17 protein-coding genes are annotated in these 14,701 nt (G+C 68.7%); 6 read left to right on the plus strand and 11 right to left on the minus strand.

The window, feature by feature from the left end; genetic code table 11:
* The first annotated feature begins 18 nt into the window (after positions 1 to 18).
* The 4 genes from ACQP2T_RS48990 to ACQP2T_RS49005 all read left to right on the plus strand — a co-directional run bounded on the left by ACQP2T_RS48990 (position 19) and on the right by ACQP2T_RS49005 (position 2,143).
* On the plus strand, positions 19 to 639 hold the full coding sequence (locus ACQP2T_RS48990; RefSeq protein WP_433511658.1) for a TetR/AcrR family transcriptional regulator: 621 nt from the start codon (positions 19 to 21) through the stop codon (positions 637 to 639).
* Positions 640 to 732: 93 nt separating this feature from the next.
* The gene (locus tag ACQP2T_RS48995) at positions 733 to 1,092 is read left to right on the plus strand and encodes a nuclear transport factor 2 family protein (protein WP_433511659.1); all 360 of its coding nucleotides are present in this window, start codon (positions 733 to 735) and stop codon (positions 1,090 to 1,092) included.
* A gap of 93 nt (positions 1,093 to 1,185) precedes the next feature.
* Positions 1,186 to 1,731, plus strand: coding sequence for a GNAT family N-acetyltransferase (locus ACQP2T_RS49000; RefSeq protein ID WP_433511660.1), 546 nt, complete (start codon positions 1,186 to 1,188; stop codon positions 1,729 to 1,731).
* Positions 1,732 to 1,825: 94 nt separating this feature from the next.
* Positions 1,826 to 2,143 carry a hypothetical protein gene (locus tag ACQP2T_RS49005; protein WP_433511661.1) on the plus strand — a complete coding sequence of 106 codons (318 nt, stop codon included), beginning with the start codon at positions 1,826 to 1,828 and terminating at the stop codon, positions 2,141 to 2,143.
* A gap of 40 nt (positions 2,144 to 2,183) precedes the next feature.
* Here the strand turns inward: ACQP2T_RS49005 and ACQP2T_RS49010 are convergent, their stop codons facing one another.
* The 3 genes from ACQP2T_RS49010 to ACQP2T_RS49020 form a co-directional block, all read right to left on the minus strand.
* Positions 2,184 to 2,753 (minus strand): transposase, encoded by a 570-nt coding sequence (locus ACQP2T_RS49010; RefSeq protein WP_433509575.1) that lies wholly within the window; start codon positions 2,751 to 2,753, stop codon positions 2,184 to 2,186.
* Positions 2,708 to 3,253: a winged helix-turn-helix domain-containing protein gene (locus tag ACQP2T_RS49015; RefSeq protein WP_433509576.1), complete on the minus strand. Its 546-nt coding sequence runs from the start codon at positions 3,251 to 3,253 to the stop codon at positions 2,708 to 2,710. The genes ACQP2T_RS49010 and ACQP2T_RS49015 overlap by 46 nt, the downstream gene beginning before the upstream one ends.
* Positions 3,254 to 3,700: 447 nt before the next feature.
* On the minus strand, positions 3,701 to 4,273 hold the full coding sequence (locus tag ACQP2T_RS49020; RefSeq protein WP_433511662.1) for a TetR/AcrR family transcriptional regulator: 573 nt from the start codon (positions 4,271 to 4,273) through the stop codon (positions 3,701 to 3,703).
* 103 nt (positions 4,274 to 4,376) lie between these two features.
* Between ACQP2T_RS49020 and ACQP2T_RS49025 the strand changes: the two genes are divergently transcribed.
* Positions 4,377 to 5,312: an SDR family oxidoreductase gene (locus ACQP2T_RS49025; RefSeq protein ID WP_433511663.1), complete on the plus strand. Its 936-nt coding sequence runs from the start codon at positions 4,377 to 4,379 to the stop codon at positions 5,310 to 5,312.
* A gap of 91 nt (positions 5,313 to 5,403) precedes the next feature.
* On the opposite strand, the gene ACQP2T_RS49030 is transcribed toward ACQP2T_RS49025, so the two are convergent.
* The 3 genes from ACQP2T_RS49030 to ACQP2T_RS49040 all read right to left on the minus strand — a co-directional run bounded on the left by ACQP2T_RS49030 (position 5,404) and on the right by ACQP2T_RS49040 (position 8,587).
* Positions 5,404 to 6,177 carry a TIGR03084 family metal-binding protein gene (locus ACQP2T_RS49030; protein WP_433511664.1) on the minus strand — a complete coding sequence of 258 codons (774 nt, stop codon included), beginning with the start codon at positions 6,175 to 6,177 and terminating at the stop codon, positions 5,404 to 5,406.
* 110 nt (positions 6,178 to 6,287) lie between these two features.
* The gene (locus ACQP2T_RS49035) at positions 6,288 to 6,956 is read right to left on the minus strand and encodes an SGNH/GDSL hydrolase family protein (protein ID WP_433511665.1); all 669 of its coding nucleotides are present in this window, start codon (positions 6,954 to 6,956) and stop codon (positions 6,288 to 6,290) included.
* Between the two features lie 146 nt (positions 6,957 to 7,102).
* Positions 7,103 to 8,587 (minus strand): MFS transporter, encoded by a 1,485-nt coding sequence (locus ACQP2T_RS49040; protein ID WP_433511666.1) that lies wholly within the window; start codon positions 8,585 to 8,587, stop codon positions 7,103 to 7,105.
* Between the two features lie 248 nt (positions 8,588 to 8,835).
* On the opposite strand from ACQP2T_RS49040, the gene ACQP2T_RS49045 reads away from it, so the two are divergent.
* Positions 8,836 to 9,450, plus strand: a complete 615-nt coding sequence (locus tag ACQP2T_RS49045) for a TetR/AcrR family transcriptional regulator (protein ID WP_433511667.1) — start codon at positions 8,836 to 8,838, stop codon at positions 9,448 to 9,450.
* Positions 9,451 to 9,627: 177 nt separating this feature from the next.
* Here the strand turns inward: ACQP2T_RS49045 and ACQP2T_RS49050 are convergent, their stop codons facing one another.
* The 5 genes from ACQP2T_RS49050 to ACQP2T_RS49070 all read right to left on the minus strand — a co-directional run bounded on the left by ACQP2T_RS49050 (position 9,628) and on the right by ACQP2T_RS49070 (position 14,543).
* Positions 9,628 to 10,236, minus strand: a complete 609-nt coding sequence (locus tag ACQP2T_RS49050) for a hypothetical protein (RefSeq protein WP_433511668.1) — start codon at positions 10,234 to 10,236, stop codon at positions 9,628 to 9,630.
* Between the two features lie 222 nt (positions 10,237 to 10,458).
* Entirely contained in the window at positions 10,459 to 10,920 is a 462-nt protein-coding gene (locus ACQP2T_RS49055) for a hypothetical protein (protein ID WP_433511669.1), read from the minus strand.
* A gap of 230 nt (positions 10,921 to 11,150) precedes the next feature.
* On the minus strand, positions 11,151 to 12,440 hold the full coding sequence (locus ACQP2T_RS49060; RefSeq protein WP_393466511.1) for a homoserine dehydrogenase: 1,290 nt from the start codon (positions 12,438 to 12,440) through the stop codon (positions 11,151 to 11,153).
* Positions 12,437 to 13,819 carry a diaminopimelate decarboxylase gene (gene lysA, locus ACQP2T_RS49065; RefSeq protein WP_433511670.1) on the minus strand — a complete coding sequence of 461 codons (1,383 nt, stop codon included), beginning with the start codon at positions 13,817 to 13,819 and terminating at the stop codon, positions 12,437 to 12,439. The genes ACQP2T_RS49060 and lysA overlap by 4 nt, the downstream gene beginning before the upstream one ends.
* 121 nt (positions 13,820 to 13,940) lie before the next feature.
* Complete coding sequence (locus tag ACQP2T_RS49070; protein ID WP_433511671.1) at positions 13,941 to 14,543, minus strand: anticodon-binding protein; 603 nt, start codon at positions 14,541 to 14,543, stop codon at positions 13,941 to 13,943.
* Between the last annotated feature and the right edge of the window lie 158 nt (positions 14,544 to 14,701).

Consider the following 14,701-nt stretch of genomic DNA (forward strand, 5'->3'; position numbering starts at 1 on the left):
TTAGCTAAAGTGAGAGCGATGACGGCCCAAGTGATAACGAAGCTCCGCTCGGACGCCCGCGACAACCGCGAGCGCATCCTCGCGGTGGCTCGCGCGGCCTTCGCCGCCGAGGGCCTCGAGGTGCCGATCCGGGAGATCGCCCGGCGCGCCGAGGTCGGCGTCGCGACCGTCTACCGGCACTTCCAGACCAAGGAAGCGCTGCTGGCCGAGGCCTTCGCCGAGCAGATGGCTTCTTGCTCGGCAATCGTGGAGGAGGGCATGGCGGCGGGCGACCCGTGGCGCGGGTTCCGCCTGGTGATCGAGAGGCTCATGGAGGCGCACGCCCTCGACCGGGGCTTCGCCCGCGCGTTCACCTCGCGACTCCCCCAATCGGCCGAGTTCGCCGCGGAGCACGCTCGCACGCTGCGCCGACTGCTCGAACTGGTGCGGCGCGCGAAGGAAGCAGGCCCGTTGCGGAAGGATTTCGTGCTGGAGGACATCAGCCTGGCGCTGATGGCGAACGACGGCATCCACGCCGAGTCACCCGAGATGAGAGTGGCGGCCTCGCGCCGCTTCGCGGCCCTGATGATCCAGTCGTTCCAGGCCAACCCGGTCCCGACGCCGCTTTCGCCGCCCGTCCGGCTGCCCCTTTCCAGGTGAGAGTACCTGCCGGGAGATGGCAGGTATGGCTGGCAACCTGGGCCGTGACCGCCAGGCGATGGCTGGCCCGGCACAACTGGAGGAGCAGGCAAGATGAGCGAGATCGAAAAGACGCTACTGGAAATCGAGCAGCGAATGCTGAACGCCGACGCAGCCTACGATGAGAAGTTCTTCCAGGAGTATTGCGCCGACGACTTCATGGCCATGGGAAATTATGGCATCGTGTCCAGGCAGCAGGTGCTCCAGATGTACTCCCAAGGGAGCGGAAATCCGGACCGGAGCAGCCAGGCAAACGATGCCACCGTCAAGTTGCTCGGCGACTCCGGCGCCATTGTCGCCTACACGCTGACCAGCACCACCGGCGAAGAGACAACCTCGTGGTACGCGACGACCGCATATCGCCGCACCCCCGAAGGCTGGCGGGTCGTCCTCATCCATCAGACACCGATGTAATCGATGGCGGGCGTAAGCGAGGAATTGGATACGCTCTCTGCGCGAGCACACTGAAGCGGCGATTTCCGGAGTTCACCGCCCATGAATCCAGTAATGATCACCTCCCCGCGCGCCAACCTCCGCGAGTTCACTTCGACCGACGTGGATGCCCTTCTGGCCATCTACGGCGACCCGACGGTGGTGGAGCACATGTCCTTCGAGCCGCGCACCCGCGAACAGGTCCGGGCCACGATCGACAGCTTGATGACGTTGGCTCAAGCGGAACCGCGGCTCGAATACTCCCTGGCCGGAACCGACCCGGACGGGGAGTTGGTGGCGTTCGCGCGGCTGGCGATCGACGTCGGCCATCCGCTGCAGAGCAGTGGTCAGATCGGCTTCGCACTTCGGGCTGACCGGTGGGGGCAGGGCCTCGGTGCCGCAGTGGTAACGCTCCTGCTGCGGCTGGCCTTCGATGAGCTCGGCCTGTATCGAGTCTGGGGCGCGCGTAGCCCGGCGAATGAGCCCTCGGCCCGGGTGATGAGCAAGCTCCGCATGGTCGAGGAGGGCCGCATTCGCGGGCATATCCGCGTCCGGGACGGATGGCGAGACTCGATCGTCCATTCCATTCTGGCTCCAGAATGGACCAGCGGATTGGGGTGACTCGGGCGGGCCAGTGAGACGCTGCCCGATGCTCGCGAATGTACCAGCGGTGAGGCAGGCTGTCGGTTGACAACTGATTCGCGAGGAGAACCCAATGTCCACAGATCTGTACGGCGTCCGCGTGCTCGATTGCGATCCCGGTGCGCTACGTGCGCGGTTACGAATCTTCGTAGTGTACTACTTGACCCACGACAAGGATCACGCGCCATTGCCCGACGGCGACCTGGACTTCTTCTTCAAAATGCTGTGGGACGCGGCATACAACCACCGAGAGATGGAGCCCTACGACGTACTGACGGTGACTATGGACGAGTTCCTCGATGAGAACTGGGTTGCTGCCAACAGTAAGCGCTATATCCGACGGGTCGAACGGGTTGCCGCCCGAAACTATCCGGTGACTGACGATGGCTGAGCAGATCTGAACGACTTCTAGAGAGTTTCAAAGGCTGTGGTTATGGCGGTTTGAAGTCGAGATGGGTCTTGGCGATGAAGCCGCTGATCAGCTGAGGCCGGTACTGCATCTTCTTCAGCCTGGTCTTGATCAGTCGGGCGAGCTCGTCGAGGGTCTTCTTGGTCAGGTTGGCCAGCGAGCGCTTCAAGTGGGCCCAGACCGCCTCGACCGGGTTGAGTTCGGGTGCGTAGGTGGGCAGTCGGATGACCGTCAGCCATGGGCGGGCGTTGATCAGCGTGCGCATCTTCACGCTGATGTGGGTGTTGAGGTTGTCCCAGCAGACCACGATCGGGCCGCCGAGCTGCTGGTGGGCGGCGTCCAGCAGGGCCGCGTAGTCGCGTTCGGAGAAGGACTTGCGTTCGCCCTTGCGTCCGCGGCGTAGCCGGATCCGGTAGATCAGCCGCGGGGCGCAGCCGGGTTTGGTGGCCACCAGGCCAGCGATCATGACCGTGCCCGAGCCGCCGCCCGACACCTTCACCACCGGGGTGGTCCCGCGCGGTCCCCAGCTACGGCCCTTGGGCGGCCTCAACCCCTGGCCAGCCTCGTCCTCGAAACATAACCAGGCGCCCAATCGTGCCGCGGTCCTTTTCCCTCGCTCCAGGCATGTTCCCGCCAGGCGGCGATCGCGTCCTCGTCGCGTTCGGCGGCCCGGCGGGCGGGCGCCTGCCAACTCCACCCCATCCGATGCAGCAGGTAGTCCACCCCGCCCACCGTGTAGGACACCCCGAACAGCCGACCGATCAGATCCGCGATCCGGGCCAGGGTCCAGCATTGGTCCTCGGCCCAGCCGTGCGCGGCAGGCCCTTGTTCCAGCGCCGCCGCCAAGGCCTCCACCTGTGGGCCGGTCAGTTTGCACTTCTCCCCGCCCGGCCCCTTGGAGGCCAGCGCGTCCATCCCGCCTTGGTCAAAGGCCCGGTGCCAGCGGTTGGCCGACATCAGGCTGACCCGGAAGTGTTCGGCGACCTGCCGGTCACTCGCCCCGGCGGCGAACATCTCCCCGGCCGCGAACCGCACCTGCTCCCGGCGGGCCCGCGCCTGCGCGGTCAGCCCGCCACTGTCGGGATATCTCATGTCTCCGGTATGAACGGCGACCGCCCACATGTCACCCCAGCCGTGACGATACAACTACATAACGTCAACCTTTGAAGCTCTCTATTACGAGCGCAACGGTCAATGGCAGGACGAGGACCATCTCGTCCAGGCAGACTATGACGTTGAGGTCACCGATCCGCGTTGGTTGGCGGCGCTGGTCCCCGGCCATAGCTGGGGAACCCCGGTGTATTCAAACCCGGCCGACCAGCCGCCGGTCTACCGGTGAAGCCTCCCGCTACATGACCGGACCCTCCACCTCCTCAGCCGCACAACATGCTCTTGAAACGGCCATGCGTTTCACGGGGACTCGTCGACAGCGAGCATCAGCAGAACCCGGGACGTGGACCAGCCGCGTTGCTGGTAGGGCTGCCCGGCGAACCGCCGCAGCGCATGTGTGGTGCGCATGCGGCGGGCCAGGTGATGGGCCTAGGTGACCCCCGCGCCCGCGGTCAGTGCCTTCAGCTCGTCGAATGATTCTCGGATGAGTTGCGGGAAGTCCGGCTGGCCGGTGGCGAGCCAGCGTACGAACGCGATCTTGAAAACCGCGATCCCCGCCTCAGCGGCCAGGCTCGCGGCCGTGTCCGCGACGCCGCGCAGGCGCAAGGCGTCGGCGAGCGCCGAGGCGAACGACTCGAGTTTGATCAGCTCACGCTCTCGAAGCTCCGCGTTCGCGGCGATGATGGCCTGGCGCTGCAGGGAGTGTTCGCGGCGCTCCTGAAGCTGGGCGGCGGCGGCCTCGAAGGCCGCGGCGACCGCGTCGATCGGCGCTGTGGAATCAGGGGCGTCGGCGACGGAGCTCACGAGGAGCTCTTGCAGCGCGGCCCCGCCCCAGAACAGCACCTCGCGCTTGTCGGCGAAATGCCGGAAGAACGTTCGCTCCGTTAGCCCCGCCCGGTTGGCGATCTCGGCCACCGTGGTCTGTTCGTACCCGCGTTCGCCGTAGAGCTCCATTGCCGCTTGCACCAGCCGGCCGCGCGCGTTCGGCTCCCATCGCCCCATGCCCCGATCGTACCTTGATGACAGCGACTGACATTGCTTGCTACTGTGATGACAGCAACTGACATCAGTCAGCCGCTCGGCTGACTTATCCGGAGGTTTTCTCATGCGCGTTTTCGTCACCGGCGCGTCCGGCTGGATCGGCTCCGCCGTCGTTCCCGAGCTCATCGGCGCGGGCCATCAGGTCACCGGGCTGGCCCGCTCAGAGGCCTCGGCCGCCGCCCTCACCGCGGCCGGGGCGCAGGTGCATCACGGCACACTCGATGATCTCGACGGCCTGCGGGAAGCGGCCGCCGCGTCGGACGGCGTGATCCACCTCGCGTTCAAGCACGACCTCGCCTTCTCTGGAGACTTCCAGAGCGCTGTCGACGCGGACCGTCGAGCCGTCGAGACGATGGGCGAGGCACTCGCGGGTTCTGATCGACCGTTCGTCCTCGCCTCCGGGCTGATCGGGCTGGCACCAGGGCGGGTGGCGACCGAGCAGGACGGGCGTGGTCCCGCATCGGATGCGGCGCAGCCGGGCAGCGGTCCGCATGCTCGTCAGGCCACCGCGCGGCTGACGCTCGCCCTCGCTTCCCGCGGCGTCCGCTCGTCGGTCCTGCGGCTCCCCCCGACGGTGCACGGCGAAGGCGACTACGGCTTCATGGCAGCCATAGTCGGCATCGCCCGCGACAAGGGCGTCTCCGGCTACATCGGCGATGGGGCCACGCGCTGGCCCGCCGTGCACCGGGTCGACGCCGCCCGCCTGTTCCGCCTGGCGCTGGAGCAGGCCCCGGCGGGATCGGCGCTGCACCCTGTCGCCGACGAGGGCGTGCCGATCCGCGCCATCGCCGAAGTGATCGGCCGCCATCTCGGCATCCCGGTGGCCGCCATCTCGCCGGAGAGCGCGGGCGAGCACTTCACCTGGCTGGCCGGTTTCCTCGCGACCGACAGCCCGGCCTCGAGCACGCTGACCCGCGAGCTACTGGGGTGGCAGCCGACCCAGCCCGGACTCGTCGACGACCTCGACAAGGGGCACTACTTCCACAGTTCATCCGCTTGATCGGCTTCTGGACGAGCCTGCTGACGGACACGCTCATGGCAAAGGTCCGCCTGCGTCCAGGAGGGCGGACCCGAGCTCGCCACTCGCCTCCTCAGAGGAAGACGCGAGCGATCTCAAGCCACTTCCGCGCGTCCTCGCCGACTGCCGTGAGGTCCGTCTGGGCTCGGGGCCTGCGCTGGGTGACTCGAAGGCAGAAGTCCAGAGCGCTGCCCTGAACCCGTTGTTCGGCATCTTCTGGGCCCCACGCCCAGGTTTCGCCGTCGGGAGCAGTCAGCTCGACGCGGAACGGCTCTGCCGGAGTAGGCAATTGGGCGGCATAGAACGACAGCTCCCGCCCTATCACTCCCAACGAGGCCACATGCTGGAGTCGAGCAGTCGGACGGCGTGAGGCACCCAGCGCGTCGAAAACGTCCTGCCCGTGAGCCCATGTCTCCATCAGTCGCAGCGGCACCATGAGAGCTTTGGTCAGCTGGGAGCCGTACCACGGAAACCCATGGTCCAGTGGAACGTCATGTAGCGCCGCTGCCACTTCGGTCCGGCCCGCGCGCCACTGTTCCAGAAGCACTGATCGCGGTTTGGCCGCCCCCTCGGCCGCGTCGAGATCAGCGGATTGGCTGCCTGCGGCTTCCGCCTGCTTCAGCACGGCGTCGAACGCCTCCGGGGTCCGGATGGCGATGAGAACGTTCGCATCCGCTGAAGCAAGGTGAGCGATCTGGTGGGCGATCGTCCACCCCACTGCCGGGGTCGGCTTCGACCAGTCGGCCTCCGCCGATACCAGGGCATCGAGCTCATCCCCTTCGGCCACCAAGTCGGGCAGAGCCCGGTCGAGCTCTACACCGGACAGGTCAAGCCCGTAGTTCAACATCGGTGCCACCTCCACAAAGTTGATCTAGGGTGGTCAGGCTACCCGAGGATGATCTCGGCAAGCCGAACTCCGTTCCCGCCCCTGACCGGTCGGGAGCCGTGGGCGCCCGGTCACGAGACCAGTCGCAGCCAGGCCGCCGCGAGTGCGGCGTGACCGGCCGACGTCGGGTGTACGCCATCCGCGGCCCAGTACTCCGGCCCGGTCGTCGCGGCGAGTTCGGCGAACATGCCGTCGGCGGGAACCAGATGGGCACCGTACTTGTCGGCGAGTTCCCGCACGGCCTGGATCTTCGGGTTCAGGTCGGCGCGCCATTCCTTTCGCTCTTTCTCTCCGATGAGTGCGCGCGCGACACCAGCCTTGACGACGCCGCTGATCGGCAGGAGGAAGGGCTCGATGAGGATCAACTCCGTGCCCGCCTTGGCGAGGGGCGCGAGCAGGCGGTCATAACCCGCTTCGAACTCCTCCACAGGGATCACGTACCCCTCCGGGTCCAGCGTGTGCCAGCCCATGTCGTTGACCCCGACGAGGATCGACACCACGTCCGGTCGCGCGTCGAGCACGTCCGCCTGCCAGCGGGCTTCGAGGTCCATCACCTTGTTGCCGCCGATCCCGGTGTTCAGCCAGGTCACGGGGCGGTCCGGATGCCGGAGGCCCCACTCGCCCGCGATGCGCAGCGGGTAGCCGAACCCGAGGCCGTCTTCGCTCCGCAGCCGTTGGCAGTCGGTGATCGAGTCTCCGGTGAACACTACGGTGCTGCCGGGTCGGAGGGTGATCGTCATGTGTGCTCCTTGAAATCGGTTCGGGGGGGTCGGTTCGGGGAGGGGCCCGGGGATCGGTTCGGGGAGGGGAAGAGTCACCAGGGGAATGGAGTACTGCTCAGCTCTCCGAAGCGCTGTGTGGCCCAGTGATGATGGTGCGTGGGGTGTCAGGCGTCCTGGGGGACGGTGTCGTCGATGGGAGTGGCCCCCTGGTCGCCGACGGCGGGCCGGGTGCGGGCGATCCCCCAGCCGACAAGGACCGCCGCGACGATGGTGAGGGTGAGACCCGCGATGGTGACGGCCTGGTGGAACTCTCCGGTCTGCCGCGGGCTCCAGTGGGAGGTGGCGATGTCGCCGGTGAACAGAGTGGCGAGGATGGTGCCGGTGACGACTATGCCGGTGCCGGAGGTGACCTCGGTGGCGGTGTCGACGAGCGCGGTACCGATGGTGGTCCGGTTCTCGGGCAGGCCGCGTACCACGTTGAACCCGGCGACGACGCCCACCACGCGCATCCCGGCCGCCACGAGGACGAGCGCGATCGCGACCCACAGGTAGCCGAACCGGCCGAGCAGACCGTAGACGGCGAGGCCGGACACGACCGCCGCGGAGCTGATCCATGCGGCCCGGTCCAGGCCGACGCGCTCCACGAACGGGTTGACGAACGCGCTGCCGGCGATGAGTACGACGACCTGCGGCAGCATCCCGATGGCGGCCAGTGCGGGCGGCCAGCCCCAGTCGAGCTGCAGTTGCAGCGTCACCATGTAACCGAGTCCGGCGGTCGCCAGTCCGGTGGCGGCCTTGTAGGCCAGGCCGCTGGAGACCAGGGGGAGGGCAAGGAGCTTCAGGTCGAGCAGCGGATGGCGGGCCAAGCGCTCGCGCAGGACGAAGCAGATCGCCGTCCCGGCGGCCATGGCGGTGACCACCCAGGGCGCCCAGGAGCCGGCACCCTCGTCCACGAACAGCGTCGGCGCGAGGAGCGCGAGCACGATCGTCGCCGTACCCAGCAGCATCCCGGGTACGTCGAGGGGGTCACGGTGGAGGCCGGCCGGGTCGTCGGCGGCGACGCCGGACCGTACGCCGAGGAACGCGAGCACGGCGATCGGCGCGTTCACCAGCAGCAGGACCTGCCAGGGAGCGACCGCCAGCACCAGGCCGCCCGCCGTCGGGCCGACCGCGAGCCCGACCAGGCCGACGGTCGAGATGAGGGTCAGTGCGCGCACGCGCAGGCCGTCCTCCTCGAACAGCCGGAACGCCAGCGCCATCGATCCCGGGGTCGTCATCGCCGCGGCGACCCCCATCGTCGCCCGTACGGCGATCAGCTGCTCGGCGCTGGTGACCACGGCGGTCGCCAGGCTCGCCCCGGCGAGCAGGACCAGCCCGATCAGCATGATCCGCCGCCGGCCGAACCGATCGGCCACCGCGCCGAACACCAGCATCAACCCGCCGAACACGACCGCGTAGGCGCCCGTCACCCACTGCAGCGCGGTCGTCGAGGCGTGCAGCTCGCGTCCGATCACGGGCAGGGCGACGTTCAGGATCGAGTTGTCCAGCATCTCGAAGAGGAACACCGCTGACAGTCCCGCCAACGCGACCCACGCTTCCCGCAACGACCGGGGAGTAGGACCGGGGTGGCCCGCCGCCATCTCATTCATGAAGATCCGCGCCCGTGGGGCGCTCCGGCACGGGGCTGTCCGACACGGGACGGCTCTCCGGCACAGGGCTGTCCGGCCGTTCGTGCGGGCCGGTCACCTCCCCTCCCCCGTACGGGACACGGCCGGGGTGCCGCGCCACCCGCTGGGGCCTACCGGGGTCCGCCCCGGCGACAATGACGGTTGTCTGTTCGATGAACACGCCACTACGTTAACTGACTAAGTTAAGTGACACAAGGAAGTGGAGCCGGATGCCCAGGACCGGAGCGCGAGGCGGGCCGCAGACGCGGGCGAAGATCTCGGAGGTCGCGACCCGGCTGTTCGTCGAACGCGGATTCGACGCGGTCACGGTCACCGAGGTCGCGCGAGAGGCCGGGGTCTCGGCCGTGACGGTCTTCAAGCACTTCCCGCGCAAGGAGGACCTTCTCCTGGACCGCGAGGTCGACGCCGTTGGGCTCCTGCGCTCAGCGGTACGCGACCGCGCCCCGGACGCCGGAGTGCTCCAATCCCTGCGTGATGTGGCGTTCCGTCTCCTCGAGGAGCGGCACGCCCTGTCCGGCCTCAAGGACGGGTCCGTCCCCTTCTTCCGGACCGTCGCGGCCTCGCCCGCGCTGCTCGCCCGCGCCAGGGAGATCGCCTCCGACCTCCAGCAGACCCTCGCCGGCGAACTCGAAAACGACCCGGCCTTCGACGGCGACGCCCCGCTGCTCGCCGCCTTCTTCATCGCCGGCTACTCCACCGTGCTGGTGGAGACCGCCCGGCTCCTGATCGCCGAAGAACCGGCCGACACCACCGCAGACGACCACCGCGCCCGCCTGGAGCGCCTGTTCGCCGCCCTCAGCGGCGGATTCGCGCCCTCGCTGTGAGGATCAGCGGCGTGCTGTGCTCAGTGGCGGGCAGTGCGGCGGTGATCCTCACGGCGTACAGCACGCAGTGGCGGACAGTGCGGCGGTGAACCTCACGGCCGCACTGCCCGCCTGCGTTGCGGGCCAGGTCGAGAACGCCCCCACGCCACGCTCGTCGATCAGCCAGCCGAGCTGTGGTCACGTGATGCGGTTCGCCTTGTCCGCCGTCTTGCGGAACTGCGTGCCGTCCCACTTGTAGATCTGGCTGACCATCAGGTCTGGACAGCACCTGGGGGCCTGGTCGCTGAGCGCCTTGCCGTGCAGCTGCACACGCCCGCCCTGGATCGCGACCTTCAGGGACTTGAAGTAGCGGTTCTTGCCGAGTTTCCCGAGCAAGCGCGGAGCCGAGGGCTTGGAGGCTCCGTCGTAGACGAAGGCGATCAAGGGATTGCTCGACGTCGAGCTCGGGCACGACGACACGACGACGGTCTCACGCTTGCCGTCACGGGTAAGGTCGCCGACGGCGGCTACGCGGGCGTGCACGACGTACCAGGCGGCGCGCGGCCTCGGCTTGGGGCAGTTCAGAGCCGGCTCCACTACGGACGGCCAGTCGATCCGGTCGGCGGAATTCACCGCGATGGAGACGGTGGCCGGTGCCGCCGCACTGTCCACGGTGGCCGCGTTGGCCGTGTTGGCGATACCCCCGCCGAGGACGACCGTCAGGCAGGCGGCCAGGGAGGCGGCGCCGGTCCAGGCTCCGTATCGGCGGGCTCTCGGGTGGCTCGTGCGCTCGGTAAGTGAGGTCATAGTCAGTCCGACGCGGGAAACCTCGGAGATGTTGTGGGCTATTTGTTCCTGCCGTGAGACAAACGCCGATCCCATCGTGATGCTCGAAGCGCATCGGCCCTGCTTGGGACGGCGTGTTGCGAGCACCGGTCTCCTCATCCCTTGGCGGCATCGTTTGTGCCGAATCGCAACCGCCATTCGGCACCCACCGGTGGCGGTGCCACGTCATCTCCGCGCTTTGGGCTACGGTGCGAATACCTCGCCGTGCTCCTCATCGGGCAAGGGCCGGCCCGCCTGTGCGGCCAAAGCCGGATCGGCCAGGATTCGGGCAGTCGCCCGCCATTCAGCCGTTATTCGAGGCAACGTGGCATGCACGTCGAGATCGATGACGTCGCGAGTGGCATCGACGATGTCACGGACGAATTCCTGACGCTCGCCAACCGAAAGATGGCGAACCCACGGGAAGACCACCGGCAGAGCACGTTCGACCGCCCGCGCCCCCTCATCGCTCGCGACCAGTACGGCCAGCAGGCGAGACACGACGTCGGCCGTCTCCTCCCGCTCCCGATCGTGCCGCGCGGTGGTGATGTACAGGTCTTCGCCGTCGCGACGCTTGACATGCAACCGGTGCGCTCGGTCGAGCGTGTCTGCCACTCGTTTGGAGTGCTTCGAGAGGTCGGAGAAAGGCACGGTCGGAGTAGCCATACCGCGACGCTACTTCGGAACAAATTCCAAAGTTATGGGAACGCCCGGGCCGATCAAAGCGGTCCCAGATTGCTGCCGGACGCGCTCAGGCCAAACGTCCGCCTGCGGAAAGACGCCCGAGCGCAGCGAGGACCATGCCTTTGTGGGGGTGTGGGGGGCGCTGAGCCCCCCCCACCGAACACAGCCCGACCCTCAGAGCGCGAAGCGCCCCAAGGGGAGGACCATGCTTGTCAGAGGTCGCCTTCCACCCGCATCACGCTGGCCACCGCCCGCACGATGTCGAGGTCGCGCAACCCCTCCATGGTGGCCGACAATGCCGCGTCCGTTGCCCGGTGGGTCACGATGACGAGTTGAGCGTCGTCCCCGTGGCCCTCCTGGCGTACTGTCTGGATCGACACGTCATGCTTGGCGAACAGGTCCGCCACCCGGGCCAGCACGCCCGGCTTGTCCGCCACGTCCAGCGCCACGTGGCACCGCGTGACGGTCGCCCCCATGGGGTGCACGGGCAGGTCGGCGTACGTCGACTCCGAGGGGCCGCGCGTGCCCGCCAGGCGGTTGCGGGCCACCGCCACCAGGTCGCCGAGCACCGCCGAGGCCGTCGGCGCGCCGCCCGCGCCCTTGCCGTAGAACATGAGCTGGCCCGCCGACGCCGCCTCCACGAAGACCGCGTTGTACGCCTCGCGTACGCCGGCCAGCGGGTGCGTCCGGGGGATCATCGCCGGGTGTACGCGGACCCCGACCGAGCGGCCGTCGTCGGAGCGGGCGCAGATGGCCAGCAGCTTGATGACGTAGCCCATGGCCTTGGCCGAGGCCACGTCGGTGGCGGTGATCTCGGTGATGCCCTCGCGGTGCACCTCTTCCGCCGTCACCCGGCTGTGGAAGGCCAGGCCGGCCAGGATCGCGGCCTTGGCGGCGGCGTCGAAGCCCTCGATGTCGGCCGTGGGGTCGGCTTCGGCGTAGCCGAGCGTCTGGGCCTCCTCCAGGGCGTCGGTGAACGAGGCGCCCGTGGAGTCCATCTTGTCGAGGATGTAGTTGGTGGTGCCGTTGACGATGCCGAGGACCTGTTTGACGTGGTCGCCGGCGAGTGATTCGCGTAGCGGGCGCAGCAGCGGGATGGCTCCGGCCACGCTGGCCTCGAAGTAGAGGTCGCCGCCGCCCGTGCGGGCGGCCTCGTGCAGGGTCGCGCCGTCCTCGGCGAGCAGGGCCTTGTTGGCGGTGACGACCGACTTGCCGCTGGACAGGGCGGACACGATCAGCGAGCGGGCGGGCTCGATGCCGCCGATGACCTCGATCACGATGTCGACGTCGTCGCGGGTGACCAGCGACTCGGCGTCGGTGGTCAGGAGCTCGGGTGCCACCTCGACGTCGCGCTTGCGGCCCAGCCGGCGTACGGCCACACCGGCCAGCTCCAGCGGTGCCCCGATGCGGGCGGCCAGGTCGTCGCCCTGCTCGTGGATCAGCCGGATGACCTGCGAGCCCACCACCCCGCAGCCCAGCAGGGCCACTTTCAGCGGTTTCACAACTGCCCCCTCAACAGGTCGTCCTCGGTCTCGCCCCGCACGATGACACGTGCCTCGCCGTCGGTGACGGACACCACGGCGGGCTTGGGCAGATAGTTGTAGTTGCTGGCCAGCGACCGGCAGTAGGCACCGGTGGCCGCCACGGCGATCAGGTCGCCCGGCGCGAGGTCGGCGGGCAGGAAGCAGTCGCGCACGATGATGTCGCCGCTCTCGCAGTGCTTGCCGACCAGGCGGCTGAGCATCGGCTCGGCGGAGCTCTCGCGGCTGGCCAGCACGGCGGTGTATTCGGCGCCGTAGAGCGCGGTGCGCACGTTGTCGCTCATGCCGCCGTCGACGCTGACGTACGTGCGCAGCCCCTCGACGTCCTTGACCGTCCCGACCTCGTAGAGGGTGATCCCGCCGGGCCCGACGATGGTGCGGCCGGGCTCCACGGTCAGCCTCGGCACCGGCAGCCCGGCGTCGGTGCAGACCTTGGAGACGATCTCGCGCAGGCCGTCGGCGATCTCCTTGATGTCGGGGGCCTCGTCACCCTCGACGTAGGCGATGCCGTAGCCGCCGCCCAGGTCGAGCTCGGGCAGCACCACGTCGTGCTCGTCCTTGATCTGCACGAGCAGCGTGGCCAGGCGGCGCGCCGCCACCTCGAACCCGGCCGTGTCGACGATCTGCGAGCCGATGTGCGAGTGGAGCCCGACGAGCTCCAGCGCGGGCAGCGCGAGAATGCGGCGTACGGCCTCGGCGGCGGCGCCGGTGTTGAGCGACAGGCCGAACTTCTGGTCGTCGTGCGCGGTGGCGATGAACTCGTGCGTGTGCGCCTCGACCCCGGTCGTCACCCGGATCATGACCTTGGGCCGTGTGCCGTGCCTCTCGGCGAGGAACCCGAGCCGGGCGATCTCCTCGTAGGAGTCGACGACGATGTGGCCGACGCCCGCCTCCAGCGCCCTGGACAGCTCGGCGGCCGACTTGTTGTTGCCGTGCAGCGTGATGCGCGAGGCCGGGAAGCCGACGCTGAGCGCCACCGCCAGCTCGCCGCCGCTGGCCACGTCGAGGCCGAGGCCCTCGTCCTGGAGCCAGCGGACGATCTCCTTGCACAGGAACGCCTTGCCGGCGTAGTGGACCTCGGAGCCCGCGAAGGCCGTGGCGTAGTCGCGCATGCGCGAGCGCACGTCGTCCTCGTCGAACACGTAGAGGGGCGTGCCGTGGTCGCGGGCCAGATCGCGGACGTCCACGCCGCCGATCGTGAGCGCGCCATCGGTCCGGCTCGACGTTCGCGGCCAGATCGAGGGATTGATCCGGTTGAGGTCGGCGGGCGCCAGCGGTGGGCGCTCGTGGGGCAGCATCTCTGCGTGCCGGTCCCCGGCGGGATGGACGAATCGACTCACCCGAACGAGGCTATCGGAACCGCCGAACCGCCCGGACCCGCTGCCCACGTATCGAGACACGATCAAGCTCCAGGAGGGATATTTTTACGATTTTTCGCCCTTTGGCCGGATATTTTGCCAATCACAGACGCTCCGGGCCCGGCAGCACCTTGAGCACCGCCGCCGCCAGCCGGACGCGCGCCGTGTGCACCGGTGCGGGGGGCTCGTCTCCCATGGGTACGGCGGGGGCCAGCTCATGGGCGTCGTGGTACGCCGTCGCCAGCCTTACCAGGTAAGGCTCCCACCCAGGAGACCTGCTCAGTCGCCGGCCCGGCAGCTCGGCCAGCACGCGGAGCACGGCGCGGTCTCGCGGGTCGGCGAGCAGCTCTGGGCGGAAGGGCCCGGCTGGGACGTCCAGGTCGCGCGCCCATCGCTGGACGGCGGCCGCCCGCGCGTGGGCGTAACGGACGACGAAGCCCGGGTTCGCCCATGTGCGGGGGAAATCCGGCCAGGGGTCCTCCGGTATGTCGAGCGGCTCCACGGAGTCCACCAGCGTCCCAGGTACGTCCACGACGATCCGCAGGAAGCCGTTGTCCAGGACCTCGCCGGAGACGCGCGCCGCCAGGGAGGCGGGGGGTACACCGCGACGGAGTGCGGCGGCCGAGATGTAGACCGCCTCCCGCTCCCACGTCCCCTCCGGCACCGGCGGCTCCCCCAGCACCTCGGCCAGCTGTTCTGGCGTCACGGGGTGGCCGCCGTGGTGGTCACGATGGTCCCCCGTCCCACGACGGTCTCAATCCCTGTGACGGTCTGTTGTGGCTGGGGTCTCTTGGAGGGATACCCCCTCCGGGGAGCAGAGGAAGGCGGCCCGTCGTGGCTGGGGTCCCTTGGGGAGACCCCCTC

The sequence above is a fragment of the Nonomuraea sp. CA-143628 genome, from assembly GCF_050942315.1.
Classification (GTDB): domain Bacteria; phylum Actinomycetota; class Actinomycetes; order Streptosporangiales; family Streptosporangiaceae; genus Nonomuraea.